Below are 14,627 nucleotides of genomic sequence, written 5' to 3'. Positions count from 1 at the left end.
TCGAGTCAAGCCGCTACCAGGCGTGTCCCGCCGCCACGGCCCTCTCCTCGGCCGGGGTGGAGCGACGGCCGAGCACGGCGTTGCGGTGCGGGAAGCGGCCGAACCGCGCGATCATCCGGTAATGGCTGGCTGCAAAGCCGCGCCGCCCGGCATCGCCATTGGCGGCAAAGCGGCGCAGCGACAGGCGCTGGTCGGCAATCGCCTCGCTGTGCATTAGCGGCAGCAGCAGGAACTGGCGCTGGGCGCGGCTCAGCCGCCAGTCCCAGCCGCGGGCCAGGGCACCGCGCGCGATGGCCGCAGCCAGCCGGTCGGTCGCGAAGGCACGCGGACTGTCACGGAAGCTGTTGCGGGGCACCTGGTCGAACAGCAGGATCGCGGCGCGGGCGGTGAGGGGATCGCACAGGAATTCACACGCCGGTCGCCGGGCCAAACCGGTCAGCAGGTGGGCGAAGCGGCGGCGCAACAGCGCATCGACGGCATCGTCGCGCATGAACCACTGCGGCGGGCGAAGCCGGTGGAACCAGACGTGAAGCAGGTCCGCCGCCCAGCGGCGCGGGACCAGCGCCACGATGCCTTACTTGTCCGCTGGCTTGACCTTGCGATAGGGGACGAAATCACCCAGGTTGATGAACCCGGTGATGAAATAGCTGGTGCGATCGACGGTGTGGACCATGTCGAGCCGGCACAGCTGGCTGCCCGAGGGGCGGGTCACCAGGATATCGTCCGAATCGAGATCCTTCGGGTTCTGCGGACGGTTGACATAAAGCGTCGATCCCGAGCGATAGACCAGCGCGACGCCATCGAGGATCTCCAGATCGCGGCTGTCGGCCAGCGAGATGCAGCTGGTCGGCTTGCCCGCCTCGCGCCCTTCAAGCAGCTTTTCGAGCCGCTGTTCCGGGGTCAGCCGGGGCTTTGCTTCCAGCGCAGCACCACCGGCGACCAGCGCTGTGGCGGCAAGGGCAATGGCAAGCTTGGGGGCGTGGGCACGCATGGGAATCTCCGTTCTGAACGCGGGCGCAAGCTTAGCACAAAATCCTGAACCGCGCCTGACAGACCTGACCGCAGCCTAGGCCGTGCCGCCCACGGTCAGCCCATCGATCAGCAAGGTGGGCTGGCCTACCCCGGCGGGGACCGACTGGCCGCCCTTGCCGCAGACGCCCACGCCTTCGTCGAGCGCCAGGTCGTTGCCGATGCCGCTGACCCTGGTGAGCACGGTCGGCCCGTCGCCGATCAGCGTGGCGCCCTTGATCGGCGCACCCAGCTTGCCGTTCTCGACCAGGTAGGCTTCGGTGCAGGAGAACACGAACTTGCCCGAGACGATATCGACCTGCCCGCCGCCAAAGCTCTTGGCGAAGATGCCCTTCTTGACCCGGCTCAGCAGTTCGGCCGGATCGTCGTTCCCGCCGCGCATGAAGGTGTTGGTCATCCGCGGCATCGGCGCATGGGCATAGCTCTCGCGCCGCCCGTTGCCGGTGGGGGCCACGCCCATCAGCCGGGCATTGAGCCGGTCCTGCATGTAGCCCTTCAGGATCCCGTCCTCGATCAGCACGGTCTCGCTGGTCGGGGTACCCTCGTCATCGATCGAGAGCGAGCCACGCCGGCCCTGGCCGTTCACGCCCAGCATGGTGCCATCGTCGACCACGGTCACGCCGGGGGCAGCCACCCGCTGGCCGATCCGGCCGGAAAAGGCACTGGTGCCCTTGCGGTTGAAATCGCCCTCAAGGCCATGCCCGACCGCCTCGTGCAGCAGCACGCCAGGCCAGCCGGGGCCGAGCAGCACGGTCATCTCGCCCGCCGGGGCCGCCACGCTTTCAAGGTTGGTGAGGGCCTGGGCCAGCGCGCTGTCGATCGCGCGGCTCCAGGTTTCGGGGGCGACGAGATCGTCATAGAGCCGCCGCCCACCGATCCCGAAGCTGCCGGTTTCGCGCCGCCCGTTGCTTTCGGCGACGATCCCGACATTGAGCCGCACCAGCGGGCGCACGTCAGTGGCGACAAAGCCATCGGGGCGGACGATTTCCACCACCGACCAGCTGGCCGCCAGGCTGGCGGACACCTGTACCACGCGCGGATCGCGGGCGCGGGCGGCGGCATCGATCGTTTCGAGCAGCTTCACCTTCTCGGCAAAGGGGATCAGGTCAAGCGGCGAGGCATCGGTATAGAGCCGGACATTGCTGGCGCGCGGCGGAGCGGCGATCGGCCCGGCGGCCGGATCGAGCAGTTCCAGCGTCTGCGCGGCGCGGCGGATGGCCGCCTCGCTGATCTCGTTGGCATGGGCAAAGCCGGTCATCTCGCCCGAAACGCCGCGCAGGCCGAAGCCGGCATCGCGCGAATAGTCCGCCGTCTTGAGCCGGCCATCGTCGAACCCGAACATCTCGCTGGCGGTAAATTGCAGGTAAAGCTCGCCATCGTCGCAGCGGCTGAGCGCCTGGCGGGTGAGCTCCGCGGCGCGGGCGGGATCGAGCTGGCGGTACAGGAGCGAGCGGGGGTCGGCAGTGGTCATGCCGCAGATATAGGCGCTCTGATCCCAAGCGCCATAGGCTGAAACGCGATCAGGCCGCCTGCTGGTCGGCCGGGCCACCCTTCAGCACGAAGCGCTTGTCGCAATAGCCGCAATCGACATAGCCCTTCTCGTCGATTTCCAGCCAGACGCGCGGATGGCCCAGCGCCGCGCCGCCCGGAATATCCGAGGCGCCGTCGCAGGAAACGCGGGTGGTGGTGACGAAGGCGGTTTCGGGCTGCTGGCTCATGCGCCGCCCCCTAGCAGGGCAGCGCGGCGATTTCCAGACTACTGATACTGCACCGTGACAACGAAGGTGCCGTCGTAGGTTCCCCCCGCCTGGTTCGCGCCGACATTGAGGGTGCCGCCGACGCGGAAGTCGAAGATGCCGTTGTTCGGCTGGATTTCCCAGCGGCGGCTGTTGCCATTGCCAATGGGGACCAGGTCCGGCGTGGGATCCAGCGCAAGGTTGTTCACCGTCATCGTTCCGCCCCCGCCGACGCGGGTCAGGGTGATCGTGGTGGGCAGGGTGATCCGTACACGCATCCGCCGCACCCCCATGCCGGAAAACTCTGCCGGTCGGCAGGTTCCCACGCGCACAATGGTGCCGGTGGTGGTGCAGGCATTGGTATCGGGATTGAGCACCACCGTGCCGCCCGCCGGAGTGGGGGCGATCCGGCCGAAGTTCATGGTCTGATTCGCTACCAGCGACAGCGGCGCGACGATGATCGCCTGAGCCGTGGCAGTGGTCGTGGCCGTGTCGGCGCGGGCCGGAGTGGCTGCCATCAAGGCGCAAGCCAGCGCCGCGCAACATGCGCGCACTGTCCGGCTCACCGGCTTGTTGGCAAGGTCCCCCCAAGTCATCGCAATGGCCCTAGCGTGCAGCCCATGAAGCCATGCATAGCGAGGATGGTTAACGGACCGGTAAACAACCGCGGCCCGGCGGGGCTTTACCTTGGGCCAATCCTGCCGCAAGAGCGCGGACATGAGCCAGCCCGCCGCCATCCGTATCCGCGATCTCGTCAAGCGTTATGCCCCCGCTGGTCCCAGGGAAAACGGGGGTGAGGGTAAACTGGCCCTCAAGGGCGTGTCCTTCGACGTGCCCCAGGGCGAGATCTTCGGCCTGCTCGGCCCCAATGGCGCGGGCAAGTCGACCCTTATCAACATCCTGGCCGGGCTGGTGATGAAGACCAGCGGGACGGCGGAAATCTGGGGTTTCGATATCGATTCCGACCCCCGCAACGCCAAGCGGGCGATCGGCATCGTGCCGCAGGAAATCGTCTTCGACCCCTTCTTCACGCCCGTGGAGGTGCTGGATATCCAGGCCGGGCTCTATGGCGTGCCCAAGGCCGCGCGGCGCAGCCTGGAACTGCTGGGGCAAGTGCACCTGAGCGACAAGGCCAATGCCTATGCCCGCACCCTGTCGGGGGGCATGAAGCGCCGCCTGCTGATCGCGAAGGCGCTGGTCCACCAGCCGCCGGTAATCGTGCTGGATGAACCGACCGCCGGGGTCGATGTGGAGCTGCGCCGCCAGCTGTGGGAACTGGTCAGCGAACTCAACGCGCAAGGCGTCACCGTGGTGCTGACCACCCACTACCTCGAAGAGGCCGAGCAGCTCTGCCAGCGCATCGCCATCATCAACCACGGCGAACTGATCGCCAACAAGCCGACCCGCGAGCTGGTGGAAATGGCGCGGGAAAAGGTGGTGGTGGTGACCGTCGACAAGACGATCGAAACCTGCCCCAGCCACGCAGCCTTCCTGAAATGCGAGCAGGCCGGCGAGCTCACGCTGGAGATCACGTACGACAAGGACAAGACCAACGCAGGCGAAGTGCTTTCGCTGGTCCAGTCGATGGGCTTTGCGATCGTCGATGTCTCCACCCGCGAGGCCGACCTCGAGGACGTGTTCGTCAGTCTGACAAGTTCGTAGGCTCGGTGCCGATACGGCGCCACAGGCGGCGGCGCTGGCGGATGATATCGGTTCCGCAGTGGCGGCAAGTGCCGACATAGCCGCGTCCGTCCCAGGCGACCGTACCATGCTTCGGGCGGTGACGATTGAACAGGCACAGGGGTATCGACAGGGCCATCGAACAGCTCACGAAGTAGAAACGCGCAAGGACTGCGCACCACAGGCCAATCGGCAGCGCCCTATCCGATTCGCCTAATCACGCATACATACGTATAAATAATGACAGGACAATGAAAGTCCTGACGCCGGGCCTTAATCCCGTAGCGGCCAGCGGGCTTTGCCCTTGTCGGTGCCGCACCGCGCGGGCAAAGGGAGGCGATGTCGCATAGCCCCGCCCAGCCGCTGTCGCCTCACGACGTGATCATCGTCGGCTCCGGCGCGGCCGGGCTGACCGCGGCGCTGGCCCTGGCCGATCGGCTGAAAGTGCTGGTCCTGGCCAAGGGCAGCCTGACCGGCGGCTCCACTGCCTGGGCCCAGGGCGGGATCGCCGCCGTGCTCGACGCAGGCGATACCTTCGAGGACCATATCCGCGACACCATGGTCGCGGGCGCGGGCCTCAACCGGATCGAAACGGTCGAATTCGTGGTCGAACGCGCACCCCATGCGATCGACCGGCTGATCGACCTGGGCGTGCCGTTCAACACCGATGGGCCCAACCTGCACCTCACGCGCGAAGGCGGGCACAGCCACCGCCGCATCGTCCACGTGGCCGATGCCACCGGCTGGGCGGTGCAGTCCGCGCTGGTCAAGGCGGCGGAGGATCATCCCAACATCACCCTGTTGTCCGGCCGCGCGGCGATCGACCTGATCACCGGCCGGCACGAGGAACGCTATTCCGGCTCGGGCCGGGTCTGGGGCGTCTATGCCCTGAATGAGGCGACCGGCCAGGTTGAGGCCCATACCGCCCGCGCCACGATCCTCGCCACCGGTGGGGCGGGCCGCGTCTACCAGTTCAGCACCGCCCCGCGCGGCGCGACCGGCGATGGCATTGCCATGGCCTGGCGCGCGGGCTGCCGCGTCGGCAACATGGAAATGATGCAGTTCCACCCGACCTGCCTCTACAACCTCTCGATCAAGAACTTCCTGATCACCGAGGCGGTGCGCGGCGAAGGGGGCCGCCTGCTCAATCCCAGGACCGGCCACCGCTACATGCCCGACTATGACGCGCGCGCCGAACTGGCCCCGCGCGATATCGTGGCGCGGGCCAACGACAGCGAGATCAAGCGCGACGGGCTGGACTATGTCCACCTCGACATCAGCCATCAGCCGCCCGAATTCGTGCGCGAGCATTTCCCCAACATTCACGAGAAGCTACTGGGGCTGGGCATCGACATGACGAAGGAACCGATCCCGGTCGTGCCCGCACAGCACTATACCTGCGGCGGGATCGTGATCGACCTCAACGGCCGGACCGACCTGCCGGGGCTCTATGCCGCGGGCGAATGCACCGAAAGCGGCCTGCACGGCGCCAATCGCCTGGCCTCCAATTCCCTGCTCGAATGCTTCGTCTTCGGCGAGGCGGCGGCGGCCGATATCCTGGCCCGCTGGGATGAATTCGCCGCACCCCCGCCGGTCCGCGCCTGGGACGAAAGCCGGGTGACCGACAGCGACGAGGAAGTGGTGATCCAGCAGAACTGGACCGAGATCCGCCGCTTCATGTGGAACTATGTCGGCATCGTGCGCACCACTAAACGGCTTGAGCGTGCAGCTCATCGGATCGCGCTGTTGATGGAGGAAGTGGACGATTACTACGGCCACTTCCGCGTCTCCACCGATCTGATTGAGTTGAGGAACCTGCTGCAATGCGCACAATTGATCGTCCGCTCGGCCCTTGCCCGCAAGGAAAGCCGCGGGCTGCACTTCATCCTCGACTACCCCGAACTGCTGCCCGAGGCCCGCGATACGGTGCTGATGCCATAAGGTCTGCGCGCGCCATACTGGCAGCCTGCGCCTTGGCCTGTACTGCTCCGGCCTGGGCCAGTGGCGATGCGGCAACGAACGAGATCGTGGTTACCGCGCAGCGATCCGGCGCGCCGATGTGGACCATCGAGACAGCGCGCGGAACAATCGTGCTGGTCGGCGAGATCCAGGCCGTGCCCAAGGCGACGCCATGGTTTCCCGACCAGCTTGAAGAAGCCACGGCCGCATCCGATCGCGTGATCCTGGGAGTCAAGGCCAAGTTTTCGCCTGGCGACCTGTTCCGCATCATCTTTGCCGGCGGCAAGATCACCAGGCTGCCCAAGGACACCCTGGCCAGGGACTATCTCGACGAAACCCGCCAGCGCCGCCTTGGCGCGCTCGAGCAAAAGTACGAGAAGGACTATTCCCGCTCCAGCTTCCTGATGACTTCGTTCGACTTGCTGGCGCGCCGGCTCGGCTTCACCCGCGATACCGGCAAGGATGCCTCCGATGTCGTGGAGAAGGCCGCACGCAAGGCGAAAGTCCCGACCGAGCCGGTCGGGACCATGCGCGGCGAGGACATGCTCGACAGCCTGGCCGAAGCAGCACCCACCACGCACCTGACCTGTCTCGATGCGGCGATGACCGCGACCGAAATCGGCCCGGAGCTGATTGCCCGGCGCGGCGCGGACTGGCGCGCCTATGACGTGCCGGCAGTCATGGCCAACCCGCTGGAGCAGGCGCTGGGGCAGTGCTGGCCCTGGGCCGACCAGTCGGTCGGCGGCGAACTGCGCGGCCAGTGGATCACGGCGATCAATCGCGCCGCGCAGCTGGATGGGGTTACCCTGGCGGTTGCTCCGCTGCGGGTCCTGGCTGAGCCAGACGGAGTTCTGGACCGGCTCGAGACCCAGGGTCTGGTCATCAGCGGCCCCGAATGGCGCTTGGCAGGATCGCCTTCGCTACCCACGGCACCGGACAAGCCAGCTATCCAGTAAGGTTCGGCACTGCTGGCTTGATCTGGCGGAACAATTCAGCTTGGTTTGCGATGAAGCCCCGGGTTCCCGCATTGCCGGGCATGATGGGGGTTGGGGAGAAGAAACAGATGCCGCAGATCGCCGCCAACGGAATCAACCTTGAATACGAAGCCTATGGCGATCCCGCCCATCCGCCGCTGCTGCTGGTCATGGGGCTGGGCGCCCAGCTGACGCTCTGGCCGATCGAGCTGGTCGAGGCGCTGGTGGCACGCGGCTATCATGTGATCCGCTATGACAACCGCGATATCGGGCTGTCGACCAAGTTCACCGACGATGGTGTGCCCAATATCCGCAAGGTGGCGCTGATGCGGCTGTTCGGCCTGCGCCCGAAGCTGCCCTACCGGCTGACCGACATGGCCGCCGATGCCGTGGGTCTGCTCGATGCGCTGGAGATCGAGCGCGCCCATGTGGTCGGCGCCTCGATGGGCGGGATGATCGCGCAACTTGTGGCGGCAACCTGGCCGGAGCGGATCCTGTCGCTGACTTCGATCATGTCGACCACCGGCAACCGCCGCGTGCCGCCCGCCCGGCCCGAGGCCTTCAAGGCGCTGACCACCCCGCCGCCCGCCAATGCCACGCTGGACGAGATTGTCCCCCATGTGACCCGCATTGCCCGCGCGATCGGCAGCCCGGCTTATCCCGCGCCCGAAGACCGGCTGGTCGAACGGATCACCCGCGATTTCCACCGCAGCTTCCACCCCACCGGCTCGACCCGCCAGCTCGCTGCGATCATCGACGATGGCTGCCGACGCGAGCGGCTGAAGCGGGTCAAGGCACCGGCCCTGGTGATCCACGGCGTCGACGATCCGCTGGTCCGGGTCGAAGGCGGGCGCGACACCGCCGCGCACATCCCCGGCGCTCGCCTGCACGAGATTCCCGGCATGGGCCACGACCTGCCGCTCGAGCTGGTCGACGAAGTGGCCGACGCAATCGCCGGAGTGGCGCGCTAAAACCCCCAGCCCAGCTGACGGCCGATGTAGATCAGCAGCATCGCCCCCAGCAGCGAGGAAAAGCAGCCAGCGCGGTTGAACCCGTCGCGCAGGGGGCGGCCGCTGGTCAGGTTGGCGATCAGGCCCACCACCAGCGCCCCGCCCACGCCCAGCAGCACGGTCATCCCGAACCCGAGGTCAACCGCGCCGGGATAGAAGTACCGGGCGAGCACGCCGACGAACAGGCCCGAGGCGATGATTCCGATCAGGTTGACCATGTTGGTTGCGCTCCTTCTAAGGGGAAGTGCAAACTAGCCCTTGCAGTCGACCGCGCAAGATCGTTGCCGGGTGCGATTCTATCCTTAGTCAAGGCGCCGGACCCCCTCTCCCCGGACAAAAATTTTTTCACAGATTCACTTTGACTCTTGCGCCGCGCACCAGTGCCCAGTTTCCCGCGCGTCGCTGCAATGCGAAAGGTGCCGGATCGGCCGAAACCACCCCTGAACAAGATGAACGCCAGATTTACCCTCTTGCGCCGGATTCGCGATTGGGCACTATTGATAGTGGTCCGGCACTTGGGGGGACCTCTAGACCTAGATTCATTCCCTGGCCCGCGGATAGCGCGGACGGGAGCGGATTCGGTCCGGTAGCAACCCCCTGAAGGGCAGGTCTGGGGAACGATTGGGGATAAGTTTTTCGCCGTTTGTTCGCCCGGTTTGGTAGGATGGTGGCTTGGCTGCCGATTCGAACGAATGTGGAACATCACAGACCGGCGGAAACGCGCGGAACTGACAACAGGAAGACGGGGGCAGCAAGTGGAATTCAGGTCCGGGGACGAGCCGACAATGGGCGAATTGGATGCAATGATGGCGGCAGGCGGGATGGCGGCAGATGCCCCGGTCAAGACGAAGAAGAAGGAGGCGGGCAGCAGCCCGGCGGTGAGCATGACGGACAAGGCGGATCTCGGTTCGGAAGCACTGGTGGCCCAGGCGGCGGCGGATGCCCTGGCCAAGGCCGTGGCGGCACCGAAGCTCGATGATTCCAAGTCGGTCCAGCCGCGCCGCTTCCAGATCGAGGTCGATCACGCCCGCGATGCCCTGCTGACCGATTTCGGCAAGGAAACGCTGGACGACCGCTACCTGCTGCCCGGTGAGCGGTATCAGGACCTGTTCGCCCGCGTGGCCGATGCCTATGCCGATGACGAGGCGCACGCCCAGCGGCTTTATGACTATGTCTCGAAGCTGTGGTTCATGCCGGCAACCCCAGTCCTTTCGAACGGCGGCACCGGGCGCGGCCTGCCGATCTCGTGCTACCTGAACTCGGTGTCGGACAGCCTCGAAGGCATCGTCGGCACCTGGAACGAGAACGTCTGGCTGGCCTCGCGCGGCGGCGGGATCGGCACCTATTGGGGCCAGGTCCGCGGGATCGGCGAGCCGGTTGGCCTCAACGGCAAGACCAGCGGGATCATCCCCTTCGTCCGCGTGATGGACAGCCTGACCCTCGCGATCTCGCAGGGTTCGCTGCGGCGCGGTTCGGCCGCCTGCTATCTCGACGTCAGCCACCCGGAGATCGAGGAGTTCCTCGAAATCCGCAAGCCTTCGGGCGATTTCAACCGCAAGGCGCTCAACCTGCACCACGGCGTGCTGCTGACCGACGAGTTCATGGAAGCCGTGCGCGATGGCGCCGAGTTCCACCTGCGCAGCCCCAAGGACGGGTCGGTGCGCGGCACGGTCGATGCCCGCAGCCTGTTCCAGAAGCTGGTCGAAACCCGCCTCGCCACGGGTGAGCCCTACATCGTCTTCTCCGACACGGTGAACCGGATGATGCCCAAGCATCACCGCGACCTGGGGCTGAAGGTCTCGACCTCGAACCTCTGCTCGGAAATCACGCTCCCCACCGGGATCGACCACCTTGGCAACGATCGTACCGCGGTCTGCTGCCTGTCGTCGCTCAACCTCGAAACCTGGGACGAGTGGAACAAGGACGAGCGCTTCATCGAGGACGTGCTGCGCTTCCTCGACAACGTGCTGCAGGACTATATCGACCGCGCGCCGGACGAGATGGCCCGCGCCAAGTATTCCGCCGCGCGCGAGCGGTCGGTCGGCATGGGCGTGATGGGCTTCCACTCGTTCCTGCAGCAGAAGGGCATCGCCTTTGAAAGCGCGATGGCCAAGGCGCTGAACCTCAAGATGTTCAAGCACATCGCCGCCAAGGCCGATGAGGCCTCGCTGCTGCTGGCCCAGGAACGGGGCGCCTGCCCCGATGCCGCCGACATGGGCGTGATGCAGCGCTTCAGCTGCAAGATGGCCATCGCGCCGACCGCGTCGATCTCGATCATCTGCGGCGGCACCAGCGCCTGCATCGAGCCGATCCCGGCCAATATCTATACCCACAAGACCCTGTCGGGCTCCTTCGTGGTCAAGAACCCCTACCTGGAAAAGCTGCTGGCTTCGAAGAGCAAGGATTCGACCAACGTCTGGAACTCGATCCTGGAACGCGGCGGTTCGGTCCAGCACCTCGATTTCCTCTCGCCAGAGGAAAAGGCGGTCTACAAGACCAGCTTCGAGATCGACCAGCGCTGGCTGCTCGAATTCGCGGCCGATCGCACCCCCTATATCGACCAGGCGCAGAGCCTTAACCTCTATATCCCGGCCGATGTCGACAAGTGGGACCTGATGATGCTGCACTTCCAGGCCTGGGAGAAGGGCATCAAGTCGCTCTATTACCTGCGCTCCAAGTCGGTTCAGCGCGCCGGGTTCGCCGGCGGGGTAGAGGCGGACAACACCGCCGACGCCCCCGTCATGGAACTCGCCGCCGCCACCGATTACGAGGAATGCCTCGCGTGCCAGTGATGGCGGCATAGGGCATGGACGCCGGGCGGATCGCGCTGGCCTCGGTCGGCGGGGTTTCGGCCCTGCTGGGCCTGGCCGTGCTGACCCGGCCCGCGCCCGGCGATGCCGCCCGCTATGCGCGGCGGATCGCGGGGACCATGCTGCTCGCTTTTGGGCTGGCGGCGATTGTCCTCACCGTCCTCCTCACCCGCGCCCAATCGCTGGAGCTTGTGCCCTAGGCGCCGCCGCAACCGTTTCGTGTTATAACCTGATCGCTCATCCGGAGTCGTAAGATGCCCCTTCTTGAAGCCCGCAAGACCTACAAGCCCTTCGAATATCCCTGGGCCTACGAGTTCTGGAAGCGGCAGCAGCAGATCCACTGGATGCCCGAGGAAGTCCCCCTGGGCGAGGATTGCCGCGACTGGGCGCAGAAGATCAGCGAGAGCGAGCGCAACCTGCTCACCCAGATCTTCCGCTTCTTCACCCAGGCCGATGTCGAGGTGCAGGATTGCTACCACGAAAAGTACGCCCGGGTGTTCAAGCCGACCGAGATCAAGATGATGCTGGCCGCGTTCAGCAACATGGAAACGGTCCACATCGCGGCCTACAGCCACCTGCTTGACACCATCGGCATGCCCGAGGCGGAATACGGCATGTTCCTCGAATACGAGGAGATGAAGGCCAAGCACGATTACCTGCACACCTTCGGGGTCGATACGGACGAGGATATCGCCCGCACGCTGGCCATGTTCGGCGGCTTCACCGAAGGGCTGCAGCTGTTCGCCAGCTTCGCCATGCTGATGAACTTCCCCCGCTTCAACAAGATGAAGGGGATGGGCCAGATCGTGTCCTGGTCGGTGCGCGATGAATCGCTGCACTGCGAAGGGATCACCAAGCTGTTCCACGCCTTCACCAAGGAGCGCGGCTGCCTGACCAAGGCGGTGAAGGAAGACATCATCGATTGCTGCCAGAAGACCGTGCGGCTGGAAGATGCCTTTATCGACCTGGCCTTCGAACAGGGCCCGGTGCCGGGGATGAGCCCCAAGGAGATCAAGCGCTACATCCGCTACATCGCCGACTGGCGGCTGGGCCAGCTGGGCCTGCCGGCGATCTACATGGTCGAGGATCACCCCCTCCCCTGGCTCGCCCCGCTGCTTAACGGGGTGGAACACGCCAACTTCTTCGAAACCCGCGCGACCGAATACTCGAAGGGCGCCACCCGCGGGAACTGGCAGGACGTCTGGTCGAACTTCGACAGCCGCCGCAAGGCCAAGGGCGTGGGCGAAGCGGCCAACGAGGCCGAGGCGAGCGAGCCGGATATGTTTGGAACCCAAGCAGCTGAGTAACCGATTTATATAACTGCTATAGTAAAATAGCCCCCCGTGAAGCCAACAGGCTTCGCGGGGGTCGTTATGGTGCCGAAGTTTGAGCCAAACACCAAAAATCCCAAGGATAGCTGCGCAGCTGCGAGCGTGTCTTCGTGTGACCCAGAAGGCCAACCGCTCGTACCCGTAACCTCGCGGCCTTAGATTTCGCTGTCCTACAACCCCCGTTCCATGGCTGGCTGCGGGCATGGACCGCCTGCCTGCCCGCCTTCTGATTCCGCCGATTTGCCAGTGTTCCGGGCCGCTTTCGGGCCAGCCGGATTTTTTGTCCCTGAACAGTGGTCCAATTGGTCCACGGCGCGGTCCAAGGTCTGATCCACGGGCGGCATTTCCCTTGCCGCCCCTTGCCAAGCGCTGCCGATCCGCCATGGTCGTGCGCGCAGGCCAGAACCGGCCAGGGAAGAGGAACAGACTGCATGAGCGCCTACATCATCTTCATCAAGGAACGCGAACACGATGCCGCGGCCATGGCCACTTATGGCCAGAAGGCGGGCGGCACGCTGGCCGGGCATCCGGGCAAGCCGCTGGCCTTCTATGGCGCGACCGAGACGTTGGAAGGGGCCGAGGCGGCGGGCTGTGTGCTGATCGAGTTTCCCGACATGGAGGCGGCGCGCGCCTGGTACAATTCGCCCGCTTACCAGGATGCCCGCAAGCACCGCTTCCAGGGCGCGGACTATCGCGTGGTGCTCACGCAAGGCCTGTGAGCGTACCCGTGACTGCTGATGCGACGCCCGCCGAATTGTCGCCCGCCGAGCTGCCCGGCACCGCCTTCAAGGTGCTGACCGCCGGGCAGTGGGCGCAGTTTTCGGCCGAGGGCCAGTTTCACGGCGCGCCGGTGGACCTGGCCGATGGCTATATCCACATGTCCACCGCCGACCAGTTGCAGGGCACGATCGACAAGCACTTTGCCGGGCAGACCGGGCTGGTGGTGGCCGAGGTGGACCTGATCGCGCTGGGCGATGCCGTGCGGTGGGAGGTATCGCGTGGCGGGGCGCTGTTCCCGCACCACTACGCCGCGCTGCCGCTGTCGGCGGTGAAATCCGTGCGCGAAACTTGATCGGGATCAGCGACAGGGGCGGCGGGCGCGGCATGATGGCGGCTCCATCCGACCAAGAGGAGCCTGCCCGATGAAGCGTCCCGTCCTGACCGCCGCCCTGATCGCCCCCGCGCTGCTGGCGCTGGCCGGTTGCAACAACCAGCCGACCGAGCCGGAGGCCAGCCAGCCGACCCCGCAATCGACCGAATGGACCACCGAGAACCCGGCCACCCCGGCCGTCAAGGTGGACCTGCCTGAAACGCCGATGACCAACGTGCCGGTCGACAGCGCCACCGGCGCGGCGGCGGCACCGGCCAGCCCGGCGGCAAAATAGCGGCTGCTTTCAGCCCTGCTGCCTGCGCCAGGCGAGCGCCGGCAGCAGGCCGAACAGCACTTGCCCGGCCAGCCCCAGGGCACCGGGCGGGCGGGCCAGGATGGCCAGCCATGCGCCCGGCGTCTCGCCAAAGGCGGCCATGGCCAGTGCCAGCTCTGCAGCCAGCAGCAGGGCCAGGGCGATCAGTCCCAGCGCCAGCGCCGCCCGGGCATGGGGCAGCGCGGTGCGGGCGACGATGCGGCCGGCGAGCAGCCAGCTGGCCGCCAGCATCACCGGCAGTTCGGCAAGGACCGCGCCGGTCGGGCCGATCGCCGGGGCCAGCCACAGCGTGCGGACCGTGCCCAGCACGAAGCCGAGCGCGAAGATGGCAGCGAAGTAGACCAGCGCAGGGCGGAGCACGATCATCCGGGCAATCATAGCAGCTTGGCCTCGCCCTGTCGCGCGGCTAGGCTGCGATCCGACCGGCCAGGAAGCGCGCCGGAGAGGAGCTGGCGATGGAATATGCAATCTGGATTGCGCTGGCCGTGGTGTTCATCGCCGTCGCCCCGGCGATCTTCCGCAAGCGCGGCGGGGCTAAGCAGCCGGACCGGTCAGGCACGGGCAGCACTACCGGCAGCGGCGATGCCGGCAGCTCCGGACGCCATGACCGCGATGGCAATGACGCGGACAGCGGCGATAGCGGTGGCGGGGACGGCGGCGGCGGAGACTAGCCC

General features: G+C 66.2%; 18 protein-coding genes. 11 read left to right on the top strand and 7 right to left on the bottom strand.

Going from position 1 to position 14,627, the window contains the following annotated elements; genetic code table 11:
* Nucleotides 1–13: 13 nt before the first annotated feature.
* From O9281_RS11765 to O9281_RS11745, 5 genes are all read right to left on the bottom strand, one after another.
* Nucleotides 14–568 (bottom strand): DUF924 family protein, encoded by a 555-nt coding sequence (locus tag O9281_RS11765; RefSeq protein ID WP_298186016.1) that lies wholly within the window; start codon nucleotides 566–568, stop codon nucleotides 14–16.
* 6 nt (nucleotides 569–574) lie between these two features.
* Nucleotides 575–991, bottom strand: coding sequence for a hypothetical protein (locus O9281_RS11760; protein ID WP_298186014.1), 417 nt, complete (start codon nucleotides 989–991; stop codon nucleotides 575–577).
* A 75-nt stretch (nucleotides 992–1,066) separates the two neighbouring features.
* Entirely contained in the window at nucleotides 1,067–2,500 is a 1,434-nt protein-coding gene (gene tldD / locus O9281_RS11755; protein ID WP_298186011.1) for a metalloprotease TldD, read from the bottom strand.
* Nucleotides 2,501–2,549: 49 nt separating this feature from the next.
* Complete coding sequence (locus O9281_RS11750) at nucleotides 2,550–2,747, bottom strand: zinc-finger domain-containing protein (RefSeq protein WP_298186010.1); 198 nt, start codon at nucleotides 2,745–2,747, stop codon at nucleotides 2,550–2,552.
* 38 nt (nucleotides 2,748–2,785) lie between these two features.
* Nucleotides 2,786–3,283, bottom strand: a complete 498-nt coding sequence (locus O9281_RS11745) for a DUF4402 domain-containing protein (protein WP_298186008.1) — start codon at nucleotides 3,281–3,283, stop codon at nucleotides 2,786–2,788.
* A gap of 199 nt (nucleotides 3,284–3,482) precedes the next feature.
* Here O9281_RS11745 and O9281_RS11740 point away from each other — a divergent pair, with 199 nt between their 5' ends.
* The 4 genes from O9281_RS11740 (at nucleotide 3,483) to O9281_RS11725 (ending at nucleotide 8,349) form a co-directional block, all read left to right on the top strand.
* A complete protein-coding gene (locus tag O9281_RS11740) occupies nucleotides 3,483–4,427 on the top strand; it encodes an ABC transporter ATP-binding protein (RefSeq protein WP_298186006.1) in 945 nt (314 codons plus the stop codon).
* 357 nt (nucleotides 4,428–4,784) lie between these two features.
* Complete coding sequence (gene nadB / locus O9281_RS11735) at nucleotides 4,785–6,386, top strand: L-aspartate oxidase (RefSeq protein WP_298186003.1); 1,602 nt, start codon at nucleotides 4,785–4,787, stop codon at nucleotides 6,384–6,386.
* A gap of 32 nt (nucleotides 6,387–6,418) precedes the next feature.
* Nucleotides 6,419–7,360: a TraB/GumN family protein gene (locus O9281_RS11730; protein WP_298186001.1), complete on the top strand. Its 942-nt coding sequence runs from the start codon at nucleotides 6,419–6,421 to the stop codon at nucleotides 7,358–7,360.
* Between the two features lie 107 nt (nucleotides 7,361–7,467).
* Entirely contained in the window at nucleotides 7,468–8,349 is an 882-nt protein-coding gene (locus O9281_RS11725) for an alpha/beta hydrolase (RefSeq protein WP_298185998.1), read from the top strand.
* Here O9281_RS11725 and O9281_RS11720 read toward each other — a convergent pair.
* Nucleotides 8,346–8,606 carry a GlsB/YeaQ/YmgE family stress response membrane protein gene (locus tag O9281_RS11720; RefSeq protein ID WP_298185997.1) on the bottom strand — a complete coding sequence of 87 codons (261 nt, stop codon included), beginning with the start codon at nucleotides 8,604–8,606 and terminating at the stop codon, nucleotides 8,346–8,348. The two genes, O9281_RS11725 and O9281_RS11720, sit on opposite strands and share 4 nt — an antisense overlap.
* A 603-nt stretch (nucleotides 8,607–9,209) precedes the next feature.
* On the opposite strand from O9281_RS11720, the gene O9281_RS11715 reads away from it, so the two are divergent.
* The 6 genes from O9281_RS11715 (at nucleotide 9,210) to O9281_RS11690 (ending at nucleotide 13,914) form a co-directional block, all read left to right on the top strand.
* Nucleotides 9,210–11,180, top strand: a complete 1,971-nt coding sequence (locus tag O9281_RS11715) for a ribonucleoside-diphosphate reductase subunit alpha (RefSeq protein WP_298186119.1) — start codon at nucleotides 9,210–9,212, stop codon at nucleotides 11,178–11,180.
* A 14-nt stretch (nucleotides 11,181–11,194) separates the two neighbouring features.
* A complete protein-coding gene (locus tag O9281_RS11710; RefSeq protein WP_298185994.1) occupies nucleotides 11,195–11,398 on the top strand; it encodes a hypothetical protein in 204 nt (67 codons plus the stop codon).
* Nucleotides 11,399–11,452: 54 nt separating this feature from the next.
* Complete coding sequence (locus O9281_RS11705) at nucleotides 11,453–12,505, top strand: ribonucleotide-diphosphate reductase subunit beta (RefSeq protein WP_298185992.1); 1,053 nt, start codon at nucleotides 11,453–11,455, stop codon at nucleotides 12,503–12,505.
* 455 nt (nucleotides 12,506–12,960) lie between these two features.
* Complete coding sequence (locus tag O9281_RS11700; RefSeq protein ID WP_298185989.1) at nucleotides 12,961–13,248, top strand: DUF1330 domain-containing protein; 288 nt, start codon at nucleotides 12,961–12,963, stop codon at nucleotides 13,246–13,248.
* Nucleotides 13,249–13,256: 8 nt separating this feature from the next.
* A complete protein-coding gene (locus tag O9281_RS11695) occupies nucleotides 13,257–13,601 on the top strand; it encodes a DUF952 domain-containing protein (protein ID WP_298185986.1) in 345 nt (114 codons plus the stop codon).
* Nucleotides 13,602–13,671: 70 nt separating this feature from the next.
* Nucleotides 13,672–13,914 carry a hypothetical protein gene (locus O9281_RS11690; RefSeq protein ID WP_298185984.1) on the top strand — a complete coding sequence of 81 codons (243 nt, stop codon included), beginning with the start codon at nucleotides 13,672–13,674 and terminating at the stop codon, nucleotides 13,912–13,914.
* A gap of 9 nt (nucleotides 13,915–13,923) precedes the next feature.
* Here O9281_RS11690 and O9281_RS11685 read toward each other — a convergent pair whose 3' ends face one another.
* Nucleotides 13,924–14,313, bottom strand: a complete 390-nt coding sequence (locus tag O9281_RS11685) for a hypothetical protein (RefSeq protein ID WP_298185982.1) — start codon at nucleotides 14,311–14,313, stop codon at nucleotides 13,924–13,926.
* A 95-nt stretch (nucleotides 14,314–14,408) separates the two neighbouring features.
* Between O9281_RS11685 and O9281_RS11680 the strand changes: the two genes are divergently transcribed.
* Nucleotides 14,409–14,624: a hypothetical protein gene (locus tag O9281_RS11680; RefSeq protein ID WP_298185980.1), complete on the top strand. Its 216-nt coding sequence runs from the start codon at nucleotides 14,409–14,411 to the stop codon at nucleotides 14,622–14,624.
* The last annotated feature ends 3 nt before the right edge of the window (nucleotides 14,625–14,627 follow it).

Source organism: Novosphingobium sp. (genome assembly GCF_027531025.1).
Taxonomy (GTDB): Bacteria; Pseudomonadota; Alphaproteobacteria; order Sphingomonadales; family Sphingomonadaceae; genus Novosphingobium.
This window is presented reverse-complemented; position numbering and strand designations above follow the sequence as displayed.

Excerpts from the sequence above, each read along its gene's own strand:
- O9281_RS11760 (WP_298186014.1), bottom strand. The coding sequence starts at position 991 with ATGCGTGCCCACGCCCCCAAGCTTGCCATTGCCCTTGCCGCCACAGCG.
- tldD (WP_298186011.1), bottom strand. The coding sequence starts at position 2,500 with ATGACCACTGCCGACCCCCGCTCGCTCCTGTACCGCCAGCTCGATCCC.
- O9281_RS11750 (WP_298186010.1), bottom strand. The coding sequence starts at position 2,747 with ATGAGCCAGCAGCCCGAAACCGCCTTCGTCACCACCACCCGCGTTTCC.
- O9281_RS11745 (WP_298186008.1), bottom strand. The coding sequence starts at position 3,283 with ATGGCAGCCACTCCGGCCCGCGCCGACACGGCCACGACCACTGCCACG.
- O9281_RS11740 (WP_298186006.1), top strand. The coding sequence starts at position 3,483 with ATGAGCCAGCCCGCCGCCATCCGTATCCGCGATCTCGTCAAGCGTTAT.
- nadB (WP_298186003.1), top strand. The coding sequence starts at position 4,785 with ATGTCGCATAGCCCCGCCCAGCCGCTGTCGCCTCACGACGTGATCATC.
- O9281_RS11725 (WP_298185998.1), top strand. The coding sequence starts at position 7,468 with ATGCCGCAGATCGCCGCCAACGGAATCAACCTTGAATACGAAGCCTAT.
- O9281_RS11720 (WP_298185997.1), bottom strand. The coding sequence starts at position 8,606 with ATGGTCAACCTGATCGGAATCATCGCCTCGGGCCTGTTCGTCGGCGTG.
- O9281_RS11715 (WP_298186119.1), top strand. The coding sequence starts at position 9,210 with ATGGCGGCAGATGCCCCGGTCAAGACGAAGAAGAAGGAGGCGGGCAGC.
- O9281_RS11710 (WP_298185994.1), top strand. The coding sequence starts at position 11,195 with ATGGACGCCGGGCGGATCGCGCTGGCCTCGGTCGGCGGGGTTTCGGCC.
- O9281_RS11705 (WP_298185992.1), top strand. The coding sequence starts at position 11,453 with ATGCCCCTTCTTGAAGCCCGCAAGACCTACAAGCCCTTCGAATATCCC.
- O9281_RS11700 (WP_298185989.1), top strand. The coding sequence starts at position 12,961 with ATGAGCGCCTACATCATCTTCATCAAGGAACGCGAACACGATGCCGCG.
- O9281_RS11690 (WP_298185984.1), top strand. The coding sequence starts at position 13,672 with ATGAAGCGTCCCGTCCTGACCGCCGCCCTGATCGCCCCCGCGCTGCTG.
- O9281_RS11680 (WP_298185980.1), top strand. The coding sequence starts at position 14,409 with ATGGAATATGCAATCTGGATTGCGCTGGCCGTGGTGTTCATCGCCGTC.